The following is a 19,582-nucleotide window of genomic DNA, read 5'->3' on the forward strand; positions in this document are numbered from 1 at the left end:
GTCCAGACCGATCAATCGGCGTGTTCCGACGTTCGACTCGACGCGCGGGCCGACTCCTCGAGCGTCTGCAGATTCGGGAGGAAACGGCCGGTCTCCCGATAGACGCCGCCGAGTAAGATCGCGCCGGCGAGAACGGGGAGCGTCGCACAGGCGACGTAAATCGGGACGAAGCCGAACAGTTCGACGAGCGGCAGCGAGACGATCGGTCCGAGGCCGCCGCCCACGTCGCCGAGGACGTTGTTCGTGCCGACGGCGCGGCCCATTCGATCGTCCGGCGTCAGATCGGCGAGCAAGGCCATCAACGGGCCGCTCGTGCCGCCCTGTCCGGCACCGATCAGGAGACAGGCCGCCGTGAGCGTCGCGATCGAATCGGCCGTCGCGAGCAGGACGAACCCGACGAAGGACGTACCGAGGAAACACAGCAGCGTCGGGATTCGAGACTCCGTGCGATCGCTGACGTAGCCGCCGAGGAACATGAAGATCCCCGCGGAGACGACCGTCACCGCCATGAAGATCCCCGACGACGCCTGGGCGTCGAACCCGAAGACGCCCAGATCGTTCCGGTCGAGAAAGAGGACGAGCGTCGCGAACAGCGCGCCGATGTAGGCGAACAACACCGTGAAGTTCACCAACCCGACGGTCACGGCTGGAACGCTCGTGTCGACGTCCCACGGCGAGACCGACCGGTGTTCGTCGCCCTCGATGTGCGTCTCCGGAATCGTCGCGTACGCGATCACGCTCGCGACGAGCGCGAACGCCGTCGCGACGACGAACGCCGGAACCGTTCCCGAGAGTTCGCTGATGATCCCGCCGATGACGACCCCGCTCGGGAACCCGAAGAGCATCCCACCGCGGATGAGCCCCATGTTCGCGCCCCGCGAACTCCCGTCGCTGACGTCGGCCGCGATCGTGTACGCGGTCGCGAAGACGGCCGCGCTGCCGACGCCCCAGACGATCCTCGAGCCGAGGAACCAGGCTGCGGGGATATCGGGGAGGAACCACAGCGCGGGCCTGGCGGAGATCATGGCGAGGACGTAGCCGAACGTCGCGACGGACTGGACGATCATGCCGGCGACGAACGGTTTGCGCGTCCCGACGCGGTCGACGAGGACGCCCGCCGGCGCGTTCGCGAACAGTCGCGAGAATCGGTTCGCGCTGAGAATGATGCCGACGAGGAACGGCGAGATACCGAGCACGATGCCGAGGTTCGGCAGGATCGGGAAGATCACGCCGCCGCCGAAACCGACGAAGAACGTACTCAGGATGACCGCACCGACCACGACGGTCCGACTCGTCTCCGCGCGGCTCGCGGCGTCCCGCAGTCGCCGGACGGGGTTTCTCGATCCCACGGCGTCACGCCCCGCAGGTGTGACTCGCGGTCGATCGATCGACGGGGCTTCGACAGTCGGTCGGTCTCGAGAATCCGGGACCGTCTCTGCGTTCCAGCTTCACTTAACTAACCAGTTAGTCAGTTCCGTTCAAAAGGGTTTGGGAGCAGGGGTAACGTGTGTCGAGCCAGCACCGAGCACCAGCGTCGTCGACCGACTGGCGCTGCCAGACACTCGACCGCGACGTCTCGCCGAAGCCGACGGAGAACCCGGTCGATGAACGGAACGCAGCCCGCGCGGTTCGCGCCGCTCCACCCGATACACCGACGATTTCTAGCGCTGACAACCGTGGTACTAGATACCTTCAGTCTAGGATACGATGTGAATTTAAACTCGAGTCAAAACTACTTTCGTTAAGCAGTGAAGTAATGGTACTGTACATCATCAGTACGAACCAGCGTTCGAGAGACGACAGCGCGGTCGTCCGATCGGACGGAGTTTACGAGCTACCTATGAGCGAGAACTACTACGAACGCCTCGTCGACGAGGACGCGCTCGCCGCGCACCTCGAGGAACACCTCGGTGAGGCGGACGACTACGACGTCGAGCGGCACCAGGAAGGGCATTCGAACGAAACCTTGTTCGTCACGTGGGGCGACCGGGAACTGGTCATCCGCCGACCGCCGCCGGGCGAGACCGCCGACACGGCCCACGACGTCATCCGAGAGTATCGGGTGATGAACGCGGTCTCCGAGACCGACGTTCCGGTCCCCACCCCGGTGCTCGCCTGCGAGGACCACGACATCATCGGCAGCGACTTCTACGTGATGGAGCAACTCGAGGGCGACGTGCTCCGGGAGGACGAACCGGAGCGGTTCGCCGACCCCGAACAGCGCGAACGGATCGGCGAGGAACTCGTCGACACGCTGGCGAAGATCCATCGACTCGATTACGAGGGGATCGGTCTCGACGAGTTCGGCCGGCCCGCAGGCTACACGCAGCGACAGGTCGACCGCTGGGGCAAACAGCTCTCGTGGGCGTTCGAGGTCACCGAAGACGAGCGGGAGGTACCCGTCCTCTACGAGGTCGGCGACTGGCTTCGGGACAACGTCCCCGAGGACCACCCCCACACGCTCGTCCACGGCGACTACAAACTCGACAACGTCATGTTCGCGCCGGGAACGCCGCCGGAACTGATCGCCGTCTTCGACTGGGAGATGTCCACGCTGGGCGACCCGCGCGCCGATCTGGGCTGGATGCTCTCCTACTGGCGCGACGCGAAGGATCCCGAGCCGTCGATCCCCGAACTCACGACGCAGTTCATGGAACGAGACGGCTACTCGAGCCGGTCCGAACTCGTCGAGCGCTGGGAGGAGCTCACCGGCCTCGAGTTCGAACACGAGCGGTTCTACCGCACGCTCGCCGTCTACAAGCTGGCCGGTCTCGGCGAGATGTTCTTCCGGCGGTATCTCGAGGGCAACAGCGACAACCCGATGTATCCGAAGATGGAGGAGCGCGTGCCGGCGCTGGCCGACCGCGCGAAGCGGATCATCGAGGGCGACGAGCCGCTCTAACGGGCTTTCGAACGAATACCTGACTTTCGTTTTGCGGCCGACGCTACTCGAGCGGTCGCAACGAACGCTGTTGGCGCGCTGAACCGCGACTCCGTCGCGGTTCGAATCGCGAGGGATGAGCGAGTGAAACGAGCGTAGCGCGGAACCAACGGTTCCGCGGACCATTCGAACGGGCGCGTTGCGCCCGTGAGAAGAAATCGGTTGGGGAGGGCGTGGCAATCCCTAGTAGCCAGCTCGAGTTCGAATTACCTGTTCCCCGTCCCCTCAACTGTAGCGGCCCTTGCTGGAGTATTCGAAGTCTCATCTATCGTTTTGCGACCGTGGCAACGGGGACTTCCACGTCCTCCCCAGCCGACTCGCTCGCTTACGGGTCGTCCCTCCCCGTTCACTCGCTCGTCCCTCACACGATATCGCCGGCTGACCGCACTTTCGTTCGGCAGCCGACAGCGCGTGCCACCGCAGAGCGGTTTTTCAGTGATCGATATGTTCGGGAGGTCGATATCATTCCGTTCATCCTACCAGAGCCCGCTCATCCTGATCAGCATCCGTGACGATATCGGGGAATAAACTCGAGCCACCGTTACCGAAGTTCACCGAAACCTCGAGGAGACGTACGAGCGGAACAACCGAGAACAACGCGCTTAACATTGCTAAGTCGGTGTCGGTGGTATTAAGACGATTCCGGTAGACAGCACGACCATGTCACTGGACAGCATCGACCGCGTCGCCGTGCTGGGCGCGGGGAACATGGGGCACGGAATCACCGAGGTAACCGCGATGGCCGGCTACGACGTCACGATGCGCGACATCAAAGACGAGTTCGTCGAGGACGGCTACGAGTCGATCGCCTGGAGCCTCGAGAAACTCGAGGAGAAGGAGTTGATCGACGAGGCGGCCGACGAGGTCCTCGATCGGATCGAGATCACCACCGATCTCGAGGAGGCCGTCGAAGACGCCGACCTCGTCATCGAAGCGGCCCCGGAGAACCTCGACCTGAAACACGACATCTTCGGCGACCTCGAGGAGTACTGCGACGAGAAGACGCTGCTCGCGACCAACACCTCGAGTCTTCCGATTTCGGACATCGCGGAGGCCGTCGACACGCCCGAGCGCGTGCTCGGTCTGCACTTCTTCAACCCGCCGGTCAAGATGGACCTCGTCGAGGTCATCTACGGCGAAGACACCAGCGACGAGGCGGCCGAAGCGGGCTACGAGTGGGTCGAGTCGATCGACAAGACGCCGATCTACGTCCGCAAGGACGTCCGCGGTTTCGTGGTCAACACCATCGTCGGCCCCTTCGGCGGCGAACCCGCGTTCATGGTCTCGGAGGGCGAGGCGACGATCCGCGAGGCCGACGCCACGATGGCCCACGAGCGCGGCTACCCGATGGGGCCGTTCGAACTCGCCGACCTCACCGGCATCGACGTCGGCTACCACGTCCGCAAGGAGGGCGGCAGCCCGATCCCGCCGATCACGGAGGAGAAGGTCGAGGCCGAGGAGCTCGGCCAGAAGACCGGCAAGGGCTTCTACGACTACGAGGACGGCGACGGCGCCGATTACCAGCCCGAGGACGCGGGCGACTTCGACTGGCTCCGCGTCGAAGCCCGAATGATCAACCGCGCGGCGTTCCTCGTCGGCGAGGACGTCGCCACACCCGAGGAGGTCGACACCGGCGTCCAGCTCGGGCTCGGCTTCCCCGAGGGCATCTGCCGCCGCGCGGACAAGATCGGCCTCGATACGGTCCTCGAGAAGCTCGAGACCCTGTACGAGGAGACCGGCTCCGACCGCTTCGAGCCACACCCGTACCTCGAGAAACTCGTCGAGGAGGGCAAGACCGGCGAGGAGGCCGGCGAAGGCTTCTACGAGTACGACGGCGACGACGGTGGGCTCGACTCCTATCACGACCTCAACGCGGAACTCGAGGACGGCGTGCTGCGAGTCGAACTCGACCGCCCGTCCCGTATGAACGCCCTCTCGGGCGACCTGCTCGAGGAAATCGACGACCTGTTCTCGTCGGTCGACACCGACGAGGTTCGGTGTGCGACGATCGAGGGGGCGGGCGACCGCGCGTTCAGCGCCGGTGCGGACATCTCCGGCTTTAGCGGCGTCGAACCCACCGACCTGATGGACGTCACGCCGGCCTTCGAGACGGTCAACGACTTCCCGCGGCCCGTCCTCGCGAAAGTCGACGGCTACTGTCTCGGCGCCGGACTCGAACTCGCACTGGCCTGCGATCTGCGGCTCGCGACCGAGCGCTCGGAGTTCGGCGCCCCCGAGATCAATCTCGGCCTGATCCCCGGCGGCGGCGGGACCCAGCGACTCCTCCGGGTCCTCGGCGAGACCCGCGCGAAGGAACTGGTCTTCCGGGGCGAGCACATCGACGCCGACCGCGCCGAAGACTGGGGCCTGATCAACCGATCCGTCGACCGCGAGGCGTTCGACGAGACCGTCGACGAGTTCGTCGACGACCTCCGTAACGGCCCGCCGATCGGCCTCGAGATCGCCAAGAAGGTCATGAACGAGGGCGAAGACGCGAGCCTCGAAGCCGCCCTGACCATGGAGAGCCAGGGCTTCGGACTCCTGACCAGCACGGACGACGTGCTCGAGGGAACCATGGCCTTCGCCGAGGATCGCGAACCCGAGTTCGAAGGCGAATAAATGTCACCGGAACCGGGACCTGAGCCGGACCCCGAACCGGAGCCGAAATCGGATACGTCGACCGACTGGCCCGAGTGGGTGTCGTTCGTCGAGCGCCACGGCTATCTGTCGTGGCTCGACGTCAGTGTCGACCAACTCGAGGACGGGGCGGCCGTCCTCACCATCGACCGCGACGAGGAGTTCGAGAATCCGGTCGGGAACGACGGCTACAATCCGGTCCACGGCGGCATCGTCGCGACCCTGATCGATACCGCCAGTGCGTTCGCGCTGCGGACGACCTTCGAGGAGCCGAGTCGGGCGCGCCTGACGACGACCGATCTCAACGTCTCCTACCTCCGCCCGGCGACGGGTGATCTCCGCGCCGAAGCGTCGGTGGTACGGGCCGGCGGGACGACCGGCGTCACCGACGTCTCCGTCACCGGCGCCGACGGCGAGGCGGCCGTCGGTCGGACCACCTACCGGCTGTTTCGGGACGGAGACGGTAACGAGAGCGGGACCTGATCGACCCGGTCCCGGTATCGAGTGCCGTTTCGGAGACGATACTCGAGCGCGACGGATCGCGTCCTACTCGTACTGCTCCTCCCGCAGATCCTCGTAGATTCGCGGATCCGTCCGGAACTTCAACACGTTGTGGACCGACGAGTTTCGGATATTCGCGATCACGTCGCCGTGTTCCTTGTAGCAGTTGTGGATCCACTTCGAAATCTGTTCGGAGCCGCGGAACATCATGACGGTCTTCCACTGATACTCCCCGTCGGAGAGGAAGAAAAACAGGGTGTGTTTGTCTTCTTTGATGTGCGTCATTGCGTCTCGCCAACTGTCGGCGAAGTGTTCGGCGTTGAACTTGAACTCGAACAGCGCGAAGGTGTAGTACTCCTCATTGGGAATAATCGCCTCGCGGAAGACGCCCTCGTCGCGCATTCGGCGGATCGATTCGCTAACGGTAACGTGTGAGACGTCGATATCGTACTCCGACTTGAGCACGTTCGTTAGCTCCCGCGAGGAGAGCTGCGGATCGTCCGCGAGCTCACACAAAATGGCGATATCGCGGTCTTTGAAGTCCCAGCTCGGTGATTCGTCGTCAGTCATGCTATCGTCTCCATCTGTAATCTAGTGGTTTGTATCCGTTCGTTCCAGACCGTCGAACGACCGATCGCCGCAGGCGGCCGGTCTCGGAGTCGCGACCCGCTCGGACGACGGTCGCGGCAGTCCGCCGATCGCACCGAGTTCCGTGATCGACCAGCAGACCCCTCCGTCCGCGTTCGCGGGGGTCGTCGAGCGAGTGACGGTCGTCTCCCCGGGTTCAGTACCGGGTAGACGCCGATACTGATCGCTCCAGTCGGACTCGAAAGGGCGACACGGGTTCGAATCGAACCGATCGTCCGGGCTCGATCGCGGTTCTACCTGTGTCACATCCCAGATTGGATTTCCATTGTAAAGTTATTTTGGAATAGTGTTTCGAGTTGGGGGCAGCCCATCCGCCGATACCCTCGCGGGTAATAGCTCCGACCAGCCAAATATGTCTGCGTTCTAGGTATTGTTCGATATACTATGAGAAGTGGTATCTTCGTGGATCTCGTTCGCGGTCGCATCCCGTATTCGAATCGATCGATACGATACAAAAGAGCGGCAGAGTTCTACCGTATAGATTTGCTACGGAGAACGGCAGAAATTCTCCGAAATATTCAGAGATCGGTCCATATTAGCTCTCATTCCGATATGACTATGACGTTTACACTACTACAGTCGATTCACTCCACAAATCTACCACGATCTTCCGTCAGCTATACGGATTTCCCAAATCGGTTATAGAGACGTACAGGCCATATACCCATATAGCATAGTATTAGTTAAATCTGATAGCATCTGCGGAATTGGCGGTGTCGAGTGAGTTTCAGGCGCTCGAGTCACACTGACAGCCTGACCGGATGCTAATCGTGGAACGAGAAGGCACCCGCGTCCCGTACCCAAAGCAACCCCCGTAGCCCATCGGATCGAGCGTGAGGATCGCCGACCGCGAATACTCGTCGCAGTCGGACGACATTTCGATGGCTCTCTCGGACCGTGGCCGCATGCCGGCCTCGTCGGTCACGTCGCGTGCGTTACTCCTTTCGCTTGATGAGGAACTTCATATCGCCCTGGAAGACGACGGTATCGTCCTGATTCGTCATTTCGGTGTCGAGGACGACGATCCCCGCGTCGTCGTGGTCGACGTCCTTCTTTCCGCTGACTTCCATCTCGAGCGAGATCGTATCCCCGATGTAAACCGGATTCGGGAGGTCCATGTAATTCATCCCGAGGAACGCGTACGCCGTGCGCTCGACGATCCCGGTCCGATAGACGAAGCCGGTCGCGTGGACGAACGTCATCGGGCCGTGGGCGATTCGGCCGTCGAAGGGACCTTCTTCCGCGTACTCTTTGTTAGTGTGCAGTTCCGTCCAGTCGCCGGCCAACGCCGAGTGCATGACGAAATCGGATTCGGTGACGGTTCGGCCGACGCTCTGGAACTCCTGGCCCTCTTCGAAGTCTTCGAAGTGATGTGGCTCGTAGCTATATGCCATACGTGGACATCCCAATCACGGTACAAATAGTTTACTTCGGTAAGGGGAATCGGAGACCCGGCGCAGGATTGATACGAGGAGTGTAACGGATCGGCGGCGATCGGACATCGGACACCCACTCTCGCGGGCCCCGAAACCGGTCTCGACAGCGAAACCCGCAGTTGCTCGAGACCGAACGCCGTCGTTCATCGACGCCCGACGGATCGGCTGACGACGCGTATCCGTTCGAACCGACAGCGGACGCCACTCACCCGACCGTCGTCGCGACTACCGGTGATCGTAGACGCGCTTTACCTTCCCGACTTCCGTCCGTTCGATGCTGTCCGGATCGACGATGTCCAACTCGTCCGGCGTAAACGAGAGGACGTTCGACAGGCGGGTGAGGATGCGATCCCGAAGGTCTTCGATGTCACCGTCGAACTCGGGTTCGCGCTCGATCGTCAGTTCGAGGCGGTCGAGGTTGCCCTCGCGGTAGAGGTCGATGCGGTAGTAGGGCGCGACCGCGTCGAACTCGAGGACCACGTCTTCGATCTCGCTGGGATAGAGGTTGACGCCGCGGACGATCAGGAGGTCGTCGGCGCGGCCGGTGACGTTGTCCATCCGGACCATCGTTCGCCTGCACTCACACTCGTCGTACGTCAGCGTCGTCAGATCGCCGGTGCGGTACCGAAGCGCCGGCAGCGCTTCCTTCGTGAGCGTGGTCAATACGAGTTCGCCCTCCTCGCCCTCGGGAACCGGCTCGCCAGTCTGCGGGTCGACCACCTCGGGATAGAAGTGGTCCTCCCAGATGTGCAGGCCCTCCTGGGCTTCGTGGCACTCGTTGGAGACGCCGGGGCCGATGATCTCCGACAGCCCGTAGATGTCGATCCCCGTGACGTCGAGTCGCTCCTCGATCTCCTCGCGCATCGGATCGGTACAGGGTTCCGCGCCGAAGATCACCGTCGACACCGGCAGGTCTTTGATGTCGATACCCATCTCCGCGGCCGTCTCCGCGAGGTACAGCGAGTACGACGGGGTGCACGTGAGGACGTCGCTCTCCAAGTCCTGCAACAACTCCACCTGCCGCTGGGTCTGCCCGCCGCCGATCGGGATCACCGTCGCGCCGAGTTCTTCGATCCCGTAGTGGAGCCCGAGACCACCCGTGAACAGGCCGTATCCGTAGCCGTTCTGCACCGTATCCCCCGGTTCGACTCCGGACGCGGCGAGACAGCGAGCGACGACTTCGCTCCACACGTCCAGGTCGCCCTGGGTGTAGGAGACGATCTTGGGTTTGCCGGTCGTCCCCGACGAGGCGTGGATCCGCCGGAGTTCGTCGTCGTCGACGGCGAACAGGCCGTCCGGGTATTCGGCGCGGAAATCCTCTTTCGTGGTAAACGGTAGCTTCCCGATATCGTCGACCGTTTGCACGTCCTCGGGTGCGACGCCCGCCGCGTCGAGTTCCGTCCGGTAGTAGTCGACGTTCTCGTACGCGTGGCGCACCGTTTCACGGAGTCGTTCGTTCTGCAGCTCTCGAATCTCCGTTCGAGGGGCTGTCTCTATCTGCTTATAACTCATCCTCACTCAACAATCCGGAGCGCCTCGATAAAAATCATGGGGTATGCACACGTGGCACTGATTGACATTTGGAGTGATAGAACGCGGCCGGTCGAGCGCTCGCTGTCGGTTCCGAGAGGACGAACGAGCACCGGTTATCCCACCGTCCGAACCCGCCCGCAGCGGTGCCGACCGAAAAACCTCCCTTCGTACCGATGTCCACCGGCAGGTCGCCGTCGGTCAGGTCGGTCGCTCCGCGGGCGGTAACTGAACCGTCTCGACGATCGGTTCGTCGAACGACAGTCGCATTCGGAGATCGTTCCCGCTTCGCTCGATCGTCTCGAATCCCATTCGGCGGTAGACGTGGACGGCACGCTCGTTCGCTGCATCCACGTCCAGCACGAGCGCCTCGTGCCCGGCGTCGGCAGCGGCAGCGATAACGTGACGGCAGAGTTCGCTCCCGATTCCGCGATCGTGGAAGGCCGGATCCACGAACACGACGAACTGGGGCTCGACGCTCAAGCACGGCGAGTACGCCGCGTGGCCGATAACGCGGCCCCCGTGGGCGGCGACGATGTTGAAGCCGCGCTCGAGCAGCCGTTCGAGCCAGTCTTCGATCCGAGCGCGCGTGGCCGGCGGGATCCCCATCGAACGGTGACGCTGGGGGTAGTCGACGTACATGGAAACGAGGTCGTCGAACCGCGAGAACGAGTACGGTTCGACGAGGACGGGGTCGCCGCGCTTATCGATAAACCGGGGACATCGGGGCGGACAGCCCTCGGTTCCCGTACAGTTCGCCGGATCCCACGCGGAGCAGGTGTCGGTCGTCACGAGCGTTCACACTCGAACGATGGTGTCGAAGCCGCATCACGATCGACCCGTGTATTTACGGCATTTATAAATGGGCGAAACGTGGGTAGCTCGAGGGTCTCGAGATCGAAACGGCCACGATCGCCGGTGTTCGAGGTGCCAGTCGGCTGCTTACTCGTCCGGGCTGACGGTGACGACCGGCCTGTCGGTTCCGAGAATGACCGACTGGGTCACGCTTCCGAAGACGACTTTTCCCGTCGGCGACCGTTTGCGCCCGGAGAGACAGAGCATGTCGGCGTCCAGTTCGTCGGCTGCCGCGATCAGCTCCGGTGCCGGTTCGCCGCTCGCTTCGTAGTACTCGTAGTCGATACCGCTTTCGTCGAACGCCGCGGCTGCGTGGCGAACGCCGTCGAGTTGTGGTATCGACCGTCCTTCGGGGTTGTTCTGGAACACGTGCATGAGTACCGCCGTGATCTCGTTGCTCGCCCCCGGAAGCGATTCGATCATCGACGCCTGTGCCAACGCCCGGTCTTCGTCGGTCTCGAGCCCGACCAGTATCCGATACATAGAACGGTAATTGTGTGCATCTCACATAACGTTCCGGTCTCGTTCCCACGCACCGGGCCGGTACAGCGGTATCGGAGCCGTCCACCGGCGGGCACGGTTGTACGCGAAAGCGAATCACCCTCCGTGGCTGACGAAAGTAAAAGCCCCGCGAGACGTCTGAGGGCTACCACGAGCACCGGTCCGCCGCTCGGGAACCGAACCTGCCCGTCGGACGCGAGCGCGGGCGGGCAATGGCTGCGTCGGAGCTGCTGACAGGTATCTGGTAAACCGGCGGACACAGTGATCTGTATATCGATGGTGGACCCGTATATTGCCGACGTATACTTATAAAACCGCCATAAAACGGGGTCGATTTTTATAGTCGGGTGTAATCTACTGAAGGTATGACTCGAGGTGGCAAATCACAGGGGCGGAGACGTGATATTCTCAAGGCGATTACCGCCGGTAGCGTCGCCGGAATAACCGGGTTAGCCGGCTGTGTCGGCGATCCGGACGAGATGGGGAACGGAGACGACGATGACTTCGATACGGTGCAGTTTGGGGTCCTCGAACCGTTCACTGGTGAGTTCACCGACCTCGCCAACGAACGACACCAGGGGACCGAACTCGCGATCCAAGAGATCAACGAGAGCGACGAGTACGAGTTCACGATCGAGTACAGCGAGTACGACACCCAACTCGATCCCGCGACGGCGACCCAGCGGGCCGAACAGGCGGTGCAGTCGGACGGGGCGCAGTTCATCACGGGGTGTATCTCGAGTTCGGCCGCGCTCGCGATCAACGACTTCGCGCTCAATAACGAGGTCCTCTACACGCCCGGAGCGGCGGACACGTCGATCACGGGAGAGAACTGCAACGAGTACGTGTTTCGATTCGAGACGAGTACCGCACAGGTCGCGGAAGTCATGGCCCAGTGGACCGCCGACGAACTCGGCGACCAGATCGTCTACCACATCGCCGACTACGCCTACGGCGAATCGGTCCTGAACGAGGTCGAGACGCGGATGGAGTCGATCAGCGACTCCTACGAACAGATCGGCGTGACGCGTTCGGATCCGGGATCGACGGACTTCGAGGCGTTCATCAGCCAGATCGCCGACGTCAGCGACGAGGCCGACGCGCTGGTCGTGGGAATGACCGGAGCCGACCTCGCCATCTTCCTCTCGCAGGCTGGCGCACGCGGACTACAGGACGAACTCCCCATCGTGACGACGACCGGCTCGTTCCGGGCAGTTCGGGCGGGCGCCGGCGAGGGGGTCTACAACACCTACAGCGGCGTTCGGTACATTCCAGAAATCGAAACCGGCGACAATCAAACGTTCGTCGAGGCCTACGAGAGCGAGTACGGTGATCCGCCCGATAACTTCTCGCGCGTCGGCTACGAATCGATTCGGATGGTCGCGAACGGGATCCGCGAGGCAGGGTCGCGGAATCCGTCGACGGTCGCGGAGACCCTCTCGGGGATGGAACACGACACGATCTTCGGCCCGAACGAGTTCCGCGAGTGCGACCACCAAGCGATGAACCCGGTCTGGATGGGCGAGTGTACCGAGCCGGACTCGGGAGAACTCGCCGACGTCGAACTCCTCGAGGAACTGTCCGGCGAAGAGGCCGCACCCGATTGTGAGGACACGGGCTGTGAACTGTAATACGAGTATTCGTTCCTCGATTCGTTAACCTATGATTGGCTCACTCTCGCAGGCACTGTTCGACGGGTTGACGATCGGCGTCGTGTACGTGCTGTTAGCCGCCGGGCTCTCCGTCATTTTCGGCGTCATGCACGTCATCAACTTCGCACACGGGGAGCTGTTCGCGCTGGGGGCGTACTTCGCACTGGCGCTGGTCGTTCCGTTCGGCGGGACGGGGTTCTTCGTCGCCCTGTTCGTCGCGCCGTTGCTCGTCGGTATCGTCGGCGTCGCGATCGAACGGTACACGGTGCGGCCGCTGTACGGGCGAAACCCGCTGTATCACATCCTGCTCACGTTCGGACTGGTACTGGTGATAAACGACCTGATCTACCTCGTCTGGGAGCCGGGCAACGTCAATCTCCCCGTTCCGGCGATCCTCAGGGGAACGATCGACGTACTCGGGATCAACGCCAGCGTGTACAACATGTTCATCATCGTCTTCGGTGGCGCGATGGCGTTCGCCGTCTGGGCGATGCTCGAGTACACGAAGTACGGGCTGATCATTCGCGCCGGCTCGCAGGACCGGCAGATGGTCCGCAACCTCGGGATCGATATCGACCGGTACTACTCGCTGGTCTTCGGCATGGGTGCGGCCCTCGCCGCCGTCGCCGGGATCATCCTCGGCGGCTACCAGTCGGTCAGCCCCTCGATGGGGATGTCGGTCATCATCCCGGCGTTCGTCATCGTCGTCCTCGGCGGACTGGGCAGCTTCAAGGGGGCCGTCGTCGGCGGGCTGCTCGTGGGTGTCATCCAGACGCTCCTGCGGCACTACGCCCCGATTTTCGAGGGGACGGTGATCTTCCTGCTGATGATCGCCGTCCTCCTCCTTCGACCGCGCGGACTGTTCGGCGTCGAAACGGAAGAGGAAGGCGGCGAGTTACTGACCGGGACGGGAGGATTCCTCGACGCCCAGACGCGGAACCGACTGGGGATCGCCATGATCGCGCTGTTGGCACTAATACCGCTCGGCGTGGGGACGCTGTACTCGTCCTACGCGGTCACGCTGATGATCGAGATCATCATCTGGGGCCTGTTCGCGCTCAGTCTGGACTTCGTCATGGGCTACACGGGACTGGTGTCGCTCGGTCACGCCCTGTTCTACGGGCTCGGCGCCTACGCCGTCGCGATCACGCTGGTACACGTGAGCCAGTCCGCCTTCGTCGCGATCGGTCTCGCCATCGTTATCTCCGCGGCCATCGCGTGGTTCGTCGGCTTCCTGTCGATCCGGGTCGGCGGCGTCTACTTCGCGATGATTACGCTCGCGTTCGCGGAGCTGTTCTACAACATGCTGTACCGGCTCGACATCACCGGCGGCTCCGAGGGGCTGTTCGGCATCTCGACGTACTACGGCCTCGCCGGGATGGGAATCGAACTCCACGACATCGGGTTCTTCGTCGGCCCGGTGGCACTGACCGGCCAGTCGCTGTTCTACTACATCGCACTGGGAGCGCTCGTCGCCTCGTTCCTGCTCACTCGTCGGATGCTCAACTCGCCGTTCGGCTCCGTGCTCAAATCCATCCGAGAGAACGAACAGCGGGCCACGTTCATCGGCTACGAGACGACCGTCTACAAGCGACGCGCGTTCGTGATCAGCGGCGCGCTGGCCGGTCTGGCCGGCGGGCTCTTCACGCTCAACTCGGGCTACGCGACGCCCTCGTTCGCCTACTGGCTCCACTCCGGCGAGGTGATCGTGATGGTCATCCTCGGCGGCATGGGAACGCTGTACGGACCGATCATCGGTGCGGGCGTCTTCTTCGGCCTCGAAGAGATCCTCACCGGCTTTACGGCCCGGTGGCGGCTGGTCCTCGGGACGATCTTCGTCCTGTTCGTGATCTTCCTCCCGCGCGGGTTGGTCTCGCTGCCGGCCCAACTCGCCCCGTACGTGTCGGGTGGCTCCGGACCCGGTCCGGAAACGGAACCAGCACCGGACGAGCCGAGCGTCAGAGGTGACGATTAATGGCTATGGAAACCACCGAAACGAATCCGCGAACCGCCGGGGAGACGATCCTCGAGACGGAAGACCTGGTCAAGAAATTCGGCCAGTTCACCGCGACGGATCGGATCAACCTGACGGTCGAACGCGGCGAGTTCCGGAGCATTATCGGCCCGAACGGCGCCGGCAAGACCACGCTGTTCAACCTCATCACCGGCGCACTACCCGCCACGGACGGCGCGGTGTACTTCGACGGCGAGGACATCACGACGCTCTCGCCGTCCGAACGCGTCCGCCGCGGCATCGGACGCTCGTTCCAGATTTCGAATATCTTCGGCGGACTCACCGTCCGCGAGAACGTCAGGCTGGCCTCCCAGTCGCTCGACCGCGACCGGTACAACTTCGTCGAATCGCTGTTCAAACCGACCGATCGGTACGGCGAGACGAACGAGCGAACCGATCGAATCCTCGAGCGGATCGAACTACAGGACGTCGCCGACGAGACGGCGGATGCGCTCGCCTACGGCGACAAGCGACGCCTCGAGATCGGCGTCGTCCTCGCGACCGAACCCGAACTCGTCCTGTTCGACGAACCGACGGCGGGCATGAGCGTCGAGGAAACGCAGGCGACGATCGATCTGATCGAGGAGGTCCTGGTCGATCAGACGCTGTTGCTCATCGAGCACGACATCGAACTCGTCATGGAACTCTCGGACCGCATCACCGTATTGAACCGAGGCGAGATCCTCGCGGAGGGGACGCCCGACGAAATCGCCGCGGACGGGGACGTCCAGGACGCCTACCTCGGAGGGATGATGGAATGAGCGCTCCGGAACTGCTCGAGGTCGAGGGGATCTACTCGGGGTACGGCGAGACGCAGGTCCTGCGGGACCTGTCGCTGTCGGTCGGCGAGGGCGAAATCGTCTCGCTCGTCGGCCGCAACGGGGCGGGCAAGACGACGACGCTCCGAACCATCATGGGCATTCTCACCCCGACGAGCGGGCGCGTCACCTATCGTGGCGAGGATCTCTCGACCCTCGAGGCCACGGAAACGGCGAAGAAGGGGCTCGCACTCGTGCCGGAGGAGCGCCAGATCTTCCCGGAGCTGACCGTCCGCGAGAACCTCGAACTCGCCAGCTACGGGGGTGCACCGGACGTCGACTCGCTCTCGGTCGGCGAGGCGCTCGAGATGTTCGAGAACCTGCAAGCGCGGGCGAGCAACGCCGGTTCGTCGCTGTCGGGCGGCGAACAGCAGATGCTCGCGATCGCTCGCGCCCTCGTCGGCGGCGCCGATCTCATCCTGCTCGACGAACCGACCGAGGGGCTCGCTCCGTACATCGTCCAGGACGTGATGGACATCGTTAGCGAACTCAACGAACGCGGGATCACCGTCCTGCTGGTCGAGCAGAACGTCCACGTCTGTCTCGAACTCGCCGACCGCAACTACGTCATCAATCAGGGCGAGGTCGTCTACGAAGGGACGTCCGAAGCGCTCCGGGACGACGAGGAGATCCTCGACAAGTACCTCGGCGTCACCGCCTAAGGTGCGGTTCGACGGTTCCGTCTGTTTTTCACGCTCGTCCGGTGGAACGCTACGGCTTGTACACTCGTCCGCGGAAGGTTGCGATCCGGTCGTCGTCCTCGTCGGTGACGACGACTTCGTACTCGGCGGTGCGCTTGCCGCCGTGGGTCTCCTCTGCGGTAGCGGTCAGCACGGTCCCCACCTCGACGGCCTCGAGATACGAGACGTTCGTCTCGAGCGCGACCGCCGTCTCTCCGTAGGAGTTCGAAGCGGCGGCGAAGGCCGCGTCGGCGAGCGAGTAGATCGCCCCGCCGTGGGGCGTTCCGTGAAAGTTCGTCAGATCCTCGGTGACTTCGAGTCGGGTACTCGCCGCTCCGGGCTCGAGCGAGACGAGGTCGATCCCGAGCGTGTCGCAGTAGGCGTCGCTCTCGATGCGCCGGCGAACGGCTTCTGTATCTGCCATACGGTACCACACTAACCCGGGAGTAAAAGTATCTAGTGGACGGACCTGGGAACGGCGCAGTGAAGCCTCGTTAGCTGAAGAGTTGGTGGAACAGCGCCGCCTCGCCGCGTCGGAGTCGCTCGAGAAACGCCGATTTGCTGATCCCGAGTTCGTCGGCGACCGCCTCCGAAGTTGCCTCCCGCGGAATCGAGAAGTAGCCCAGTTCGAGGGCCGCGCGGATGCACTCCTCCTGGGCCGGCGTGAGGTCCCACCGATGGCTGGGGGATTCCTTCGCTTCGGACTGCAGGGGATAGACGCGCTCGAGTTTGACGCCGACGGTTTCGCCGGCCGCCTCCATGACGCCCTTGAGGACGTCGCGGCCGACGACCGCGCCGAAGATCATCGCCGCACCGTCGCGGTACCGCAGCGTCTCGACGATGAGACCGCCGTCGATCAGTCGGTGGACGACGCACGGCTCTTTGGACAGACAGCGATACCGGTAGCGACCGTCGGTTTTCGAGACGTGCAGGTACGAGATCCGATCGTCGTCGTCGAGGACGCGAGTGAGTCGCTCGCTCTTCGGCGAACCGAACTGGAGCAGATCGTAGCCGTCGCTGCGGTGTTGCGGTGGCTGGGCACCGATCTCGACGTCGACCGCACGCGTCGCCTCCGAAAGCGGGCAATCGTCGTTCTGAACGCGGAATTCGACCGCGAGACATTCGTCGATCATACCGGGTATGTGGTCACCGTTATCATCCACCATTATATAAAACCTCGTTATATGGCGGTCAATTTCTAAGGGTGTATACAGCGTTCATTCGAATGAAACGATGGACCTGGACACAGTCAAAGACCGGGCGGGGCCGCGGGAGTTTAGCCCCGCCGACGACCTCCCCGAGGAGTACCGGAAGGCGGCGACCCGGATGATCGAATTCCACGCGAACAGCGAGATCATGGGCGCGTACCTGGAGCGTCCGTTCATCCGACAGGCGCCGAGTATCGACCGAAAGCTGGCGTGTTCCGCGAAGGTTCAGGACGAGATCGGCCACGGGCAGTTGCTCTACCGCGCCGCGGAGTCGCTCGGCGTCAAGACCCGAGAGGAGATGCTGGACGACCTCGCGAACGGCGACGGGAAGTTCCTGAACTGCTTCCACTACCCGATGGAGAGCTGGGTCGAGACGCCGATGATTGCCTTCTTCGTCGACGGGGCGGCGATGCGCCGACAGGCGACGCTCCGCCGCACGAGCTGGGAGCCCTACGCTCACGCGATGGACAAGGTGTGTTTCGAGGAAGGGTTCCACGTCAAACACGGCGAGGACATCCTCCGCGAGCTCATGTCGGGCTCGAAGAAAGAGCAGGAGCTGACCCAGGAGGCCTTCGAGGAGTGGTGGCCCCGCATCATCCAGTTCTTCGGTCCGACCGACGACAAGAGCACCCACCACGACTTCGCGGCCTCGGTGGGGCTCAAACAGCAGTCCAACGACCAACTGCGCAACGCATTCCTCGATCAGTACATCCCCAAAGCGCGGAAGTACGGCCTCGAGATTCCCGACGAACCGCGCATCCGCGAGCTGGACGACGGCACCTACGAGGTCGAAGAAGGCGACCTCGACTGGGACGAGTTCTTCACGATCGCGAAGAACGACTACGAGCCCGGTCTCGGCCAGATCAACGGCCGCAAGGCCGCACAGGAGGCCGTCCAGTGGGTCCGTGACACGATCGAGAGCGACGCCACCGCCGCCGGCGGCCACGCGCCGCAGGCGGCCGACTGATCATGATCTGGGAAGTCTTCCGCCAGGAGAAAACCGGCGGCTACCACACCCACTGCGGCAACGTTCACGCGCCGGACCGCGAGATGGCGAAGCAGTTCGCCGCCATCCAGCACGGCCGGCGCAAGCCGACCAACAGCCTCTGGGTCGTTCCCAGAGACGAGGTCGGCGAGATCGACGCCGAAGACGTCGCGTTCGGCGGGACGACCGACAAGGCCTACCGCTGGGCGACGGCGTACAACACGACCGGCGAGGACGCCCGCGAGGTCGTCGAATCCGAAGGCGAGCAGGCGACCGCCGAGAGACAGCGGGGTGACGACTGATGGCGACGAGCCTCGAGAACCCCGACGAACTGGACGAGCGCGAGCGGACGGCCCTGGAGACGCTGCTGAAGCGGCTGGCCGACGACGAGTTCGTGTTGGCCGAGCGCTACACCGAGTGGCAGGTCCGCGCGCCCAGCCTCGAGTCCGACCTCGCGCTGGCGAACAACGCCCAGGACGAACTCGGCCACGCCAGACTGTGGTACGACGTCCTCGGCGACATCGGCTTCGAGGAACGAGAGCTGGTGTTCGAGCGCGATCCCGCCGACTTCCGGCACAGTACGCTCGTCGAACTGCCCTTCGAGGACGGCAACTGGGCCGACGCCATCCTTCGGTCGTACCTGTACGACGTCGCCGAGGACCTCCGGCTCGAGGCGCTCGTCGACTCCACCCACCCGAAGATCGCCGACCGCGTCGGCAAGATCCGCAGCGAGGAGGAGTACCACCTCGAGCACGCCCAGAACTGGCTCGAACGGCTCGCCGACGGCGACGAGGGGCGCGAGCGCCTGCAGGACGCGCTCGATCGGCTGTTCCCGTACGCCTTTACGCTCTTCGAACCGGTCGATCCAGATGTCGAGGAAGATATCGTCGACCTCGGACTTCGCGACGCGACCCTCGAAGAGATGGGCGAGGAGTGGCTGTCGATCGTCGTTCCGTACCTCGAGTCGCTCGACCTCGAGCTGCCGGTGGACGGCCGCGTGGGCGACGATACCGACGAGTTCGAGTTCGAAGTAACCGAGGAGATGCTCCCCGAGGAGCGCGGTCGCGACGGGACCCACACCGACGCGTGGTTCGACCTCTACGACGAGTTTACCCACACCTACCGCGAACTCGAGCGCACCGAGACGACCAGAATCATGGACAAACCAGAGTAACC

General features: G+C 63.4%; 18 protein-coding genes. 10 read left to right on the forward strand and 8 right to left on the reverse strand.

The genetic code is table 11. The features are described from left to right. Positions 1-11: 11 nt before the first annotated feature. Positions 12-1,322, reverse strand: coding sequence for an MFS transporter (locus ACSFC7_RS21110; protein ID WP_436348001.1), 1,311 nt, complete (start codon positions 1,320-1,322; stop codon positions 12-14). 518 nt (positions 1,323-1,840) lie between these two features. On the opposite strand from ACSFC7_RS21110, the gene ACSFC7_RS21115 reads away from it, so the two are divergent. The 3 genes from ACSFC7_RS21115 to ACSFC7_RS21125 all read left to right on the forward strand — a co-directional run bounded on the left by ACSFC7_RS21115 (position 1,841) and on the right by ACSFC7_RS21125 (position 6,061). After that, positions 1,841-2,902, forward strand: a complete 1,062-nt coding sequence (locus tag ACSFC7_RS21115; protein ID WP_436344776.1) for a phosphotransferase family protein — start codon at positions 1,841-1,843, stop codon at positions 2,900-2,902. Positions 2,903-3,601: 699 nt separating this feature from the next. After that, on the forward strand, positions 3,602-5,560 hold the full coding sequence (locus ACSFC7_RS21120) for a 3-hydroxyacyl-CoA dehydrogenase/enoyl-CoA hydratase family protein (RefSeq protein ID WP_436344777.1): 1,959 nt from the start codon (positions 3,602-3,604) through the stop codon (positions 5,558-5,560). Beyond that, positions 5,561-6,061 carry a PaaI family thioesterase gene (locus tag ACSFC7_RS21125; RefSeq protein ID WP_436344778.1) on the forward strand — a complete coding sequence of 167 codons (501 nt, stop codon included), beginning with the start codon at positions 5,561-5,563 and terminating at the stop codon, positions 6,059-6,061. A 63-nt stretch (positions 6,062-6,124) separates the two neighbouring features. On the opposite strand, the gene ACSFC7_RS21130 is transcribed toward ACSFC7_RS21125, so the two are convergent. From ACSFC7_RS21130 to ACSFC7_RS21150, 5 genes are all read right to left on the reverse strand, one after another. Continuing rightward, positions 6,125-6,649 (reverse strand): winged helix-turn-helix domain-containing protein, encoded by a 525-nt coding sequence (locus ACSFC7_RS21130; protein WP_436344779.1) that lies wholly within the window; start codon positions 6,647-6,649, stop codon positions 6,125-6,127. Between the two features lie 1,013 nt (positions 6,650-7,662). Next, a complete protein-coding gene (locus ACSFC7_RS21135) occupies positions 7,663-8,121 on the reverse strand; it encodes a MaoC/PaaZ C-terminal domain-containing protein (RefSeq protein WP_436344780.1) in 459 nt (152 codons plus the stop codon). A gap of 267 nt (positions 8,122-8,388) precedes the next feature. Next, a complete protein-coding gene (gene paaK / locus ACSFC7_RS21140; protein WP_436344781.1) occupies positions 8,389-9,675 on the reverse strand; it encodes a phenylacetate--CoA ligase PaaK in 1,287 nt (428 codons plus the stop codon). A gap of 219 nt (positions 9,676-9,894) precedes the next feature. Then, entirely contained in the window at positions 9,895-10,485 is a 591-nt protein-coding gene (locus ACSFC7_RS21145; protein ID WP_436344782.1) for an N-acetyltransferase family protein, read from the reverse strand. A gap of 150 nt (positions 10,486-10,635) precedes the next feature. Further along, the gene (locus ACSFC7_RS21150) at positions 10,636-11,031 is read right to left on the reverse strand and encodes a universal stress protein (RefSeq protein WP_436344783.1); all 396 of its coding nucleotides are present in this window, start codon (positions 11,029-11,031) and stop codon (positions 10,636-10,638) included. A gap of 383 nt (positions 11,032-11,414) precedes the next feature. Between ACSFC7_RS21150 and ACSFC7_RS21155 the strand changes: the two genes are divergently transcribed. From ACSFC7_RS21155 to ACSFC7_RS21170, 4 genes are read left to right on the forward strand one after another with little or no spacing between them, the layout of a single operon-like run. Next, positions 11,415-12,680: an ABC transporter substrate-binding protein gene (locus ACSFC7_RS21155; RefSeq protein WP_436344784.1), complete on the forward strand. Its 1,266-nt coding sequence runs from the start codon at positions 11,415-11,417 to the stop codon at positions 12,678-12,680. Between the two features lie 31 nt (positions 12,681-12,711). Then, a complete protein-coding gene (locus tag ACSFC7_RS21160; RefSeq protein WP_436344785.1) occupies positions 12,712-14,676 on the forward strand; it encodes an ABC transporter permease in 1,965 nt (654 codons plus the stop codon). Beyond that, a complete protein-coding gene (locus tag ACSFC7_RS21165; RefSeq protein ID WP_436344786.1) occupies positions 14,676-15,476 on the forward strand; it encodes an ABC transporter ATP-binding protein in 801 nt (266 codons plus the stop codon). The genes ACSFC7_RS21160 and ACSFC7_RS21165 overlap by 1 nt, the downstream gene beginning before the upstream one ends. Continuing rightward, entirely contained in the window at positions 15,473-16,195 is a 723-nt protein-coding gene (locus ACSFC7_RS21170; protein WP_436344787.1) for an ABC transporter ATP-binding protein, read from the forward strand. Before ACSFC7_RS21165 ends, ACSFC7_RS21170 begins: the two co-directional genes overlap by 4 nt. Positions 16,196-16,244: 49 nt before the next feature. On the opposite strand, the gene paaI is transcribed toward ACSFC7_RS21170, so the two are convergent. Both paaI and ACSFC7_RS21180 read right to left on the reverse strand, forming a co-directional pair. Continuing rightward, positions 16,245-16,637: a hydroxyphenylacetyl-CoA thioesterase PaaI gene (paaI, locus tag ACSFC7_RS21175; RefSeq protein WP_436344788.1), complete on the reverse strand. Its 393-nt coding sequence runs from the start codon at positions 16,635-16,637 to the stop codon at positions 16,245-16,247. A gap of 70 nt (positions 16,638-16,707) precedes the next feature. After that, on the reverse strand, positions 16,708-17,346 hold the full coding sequence (locus ACSFC7_RS21180) for a helix-turn-helix domain-containing protein (RefSeq protein ID WP_436344789.1): 639 nt from the start codon (positions 17,344-17,346) through the stop codon (positions 16,708-16,710). Between the two features lie 100 nt (positions 17,347-17,446). Between ACSFC7_RS21180 and paaA the strand changes: the two genes are divergently transcribed. From paaA to paaC, 3 genes are read left to right on the forward strand one after another with little or no spacing between them, the layout of a single operon-like run. Continuing rightward, positions 17,447-18,388 (forward strand): 1,2-phenylacetyl-CoA epoxidase subunit PaaA, encoded by a 942-nt coding sequence (gene paaA, locus ACSFC7_RS21185; protein WP_436344790.1) that lies wholly within the window; start codon positions 17,447-17,449, stop codon positions 18,386-18,388. 2 nt (positions 18,389-18,390) lie between these two features. Next, a complete protein-coding gene (gene paaB / locus ACSFC7_RS21190) occupies positions 18,391-18,708 on the forward strand; it encodes a 1,2-phenylacetyl-CoA epoxidase subunit PaaB (protein WP_436344791.1) in 318 nt (105 codons plus the stop codon). Then, positions 18,708-19,580, forward strand: coding sequence for a 1,2-phenylacetyl-CoA epoxidase subunit PaaC (gene paaC / locus ACSFC7_RS21195; RefSeq protein WP_436344792.1), 873 nt, complete (start codon positions 18,708-18,710; stop codon positions 19,578-19,580). The genes paaB and paaC overlap by 1 nt, the downstream gene beginning before the upstream one ends. Positions 19,581-19,582: the final 2 nt, after the last annotated feature.

This window comes from Natronorubrum halobium (assembly GCF_051351675.1).
Lineage (GTDB): Archaea > Halobacteriota > Halobacteria > Halobacteriales > Natrialbaceae > Natronorubrum.

Coding starts and splice junctions, on each gene's coding strand:
- paaB (WP_436344791.1), top strand. CDS start 18,391: ATGATCTGGGAAGTCTTCCGCCAGGAGAAAACCGGCGGCTACCACACC.
- paaI (WP_436344788.1), bottom strand. CDS start 16,637: ATGGCAGATACAGAAGCCGTTCGCCGGCGCATCGAGAGCGACGCCTAC.
- ACSFC7_RS21125 (WP_436344778.1), top strand. CDS start 5,561: ATGTCACCGGAACCGGGACCTGAGCCGGACCCCGAACCGGAGCCGAAA.
- paaK (WP_436344781.1), bottom strand. CDS start 9,675: ATGAGTTATAAGCAGATAGAGACAGCCCCTCGAACGGAGATTCGAGAG.
- ACSFC7_RS21165 (WP_436344786.1), top strand. CDS start 14,676: ATGGCTATGGAAACCACCGAAACGAATCCGCGAACCGCCGGGGAGACG.
- ACSFC7_RS21115 (WP_436344776.1), top strand. CDS start 1,841: ATGAGCGAGAACTACTACGAACGCCTCGTCGACGAGGACGCGCTCGCC.
- ACSFC7_RS21120 (WP_436344777.1), top strand. CDS start 3,602: ATGTCACTGGACAGCATCGACCGCGTCGCCGTGCTGGGCGCGGGGAAC.
- ACSFC7_RS21180 (WP_436344789.1), bottom strand. CDS start 17,346: ATGATCGACGAATGTCTCGCGGTCGAATTCCGCGTTCAGAACGACGAT.
- ACSFC7_RS21155 (WP_436344784.1), top strand. CDS start 11,415: ATGACTCGAGGTGGCAAATCACAGGGGCGGAGACGTGATATTCTCAAG.
- ACSFC7_RS21170 (WP_436344787.1), top strand. CDS start 15,473: ATGAGCGCTCCGGAACTGCTCGAGGTCGAGGGGATCTACTCGGGGTAC.
- paaA (WP_436344790.1), top strand. CDS start 17,447: ATGGACCTGGACACAGTCAAAGACCGGGCGGGGCCGCGGGAGTTTAGC.
- ACSFC7_RS21130 (WP_436344779.1), bottom strand. CDS start 6,649: ATGACTGACGACGAATCACCGAGCTGGGACTTCAAAGACCGCGATATC.
- paaC (WP_436344792.1), top strand. CDS start 18,708: ATGGCGACGAGCCTCGAGAACCCCGACGAACTGGACGAGCGCGAGCGG.
- ACSFC7_RS21150 (WP_436344783.1), bottom strand. CDS start 11,031: ATGTATCGGATACTGGTCGGGCTCGAGACCGACGAAGACCGGGCGTTG.
- ACSFC7_RS21160 (WP_436344785.1), top strand. CDS start 12,712: ATGATTGGCTCACTCTCGCAGGCACTGTTCGACGGGTTGACGATCGGC.
- ACSFC7_RS21135 (WP_436344780.1), bottom strand. CDS start 8,121: ATGGCATATAGCTACGAGCCACATCACTTCGAAGACTTCGAAGAGGGC.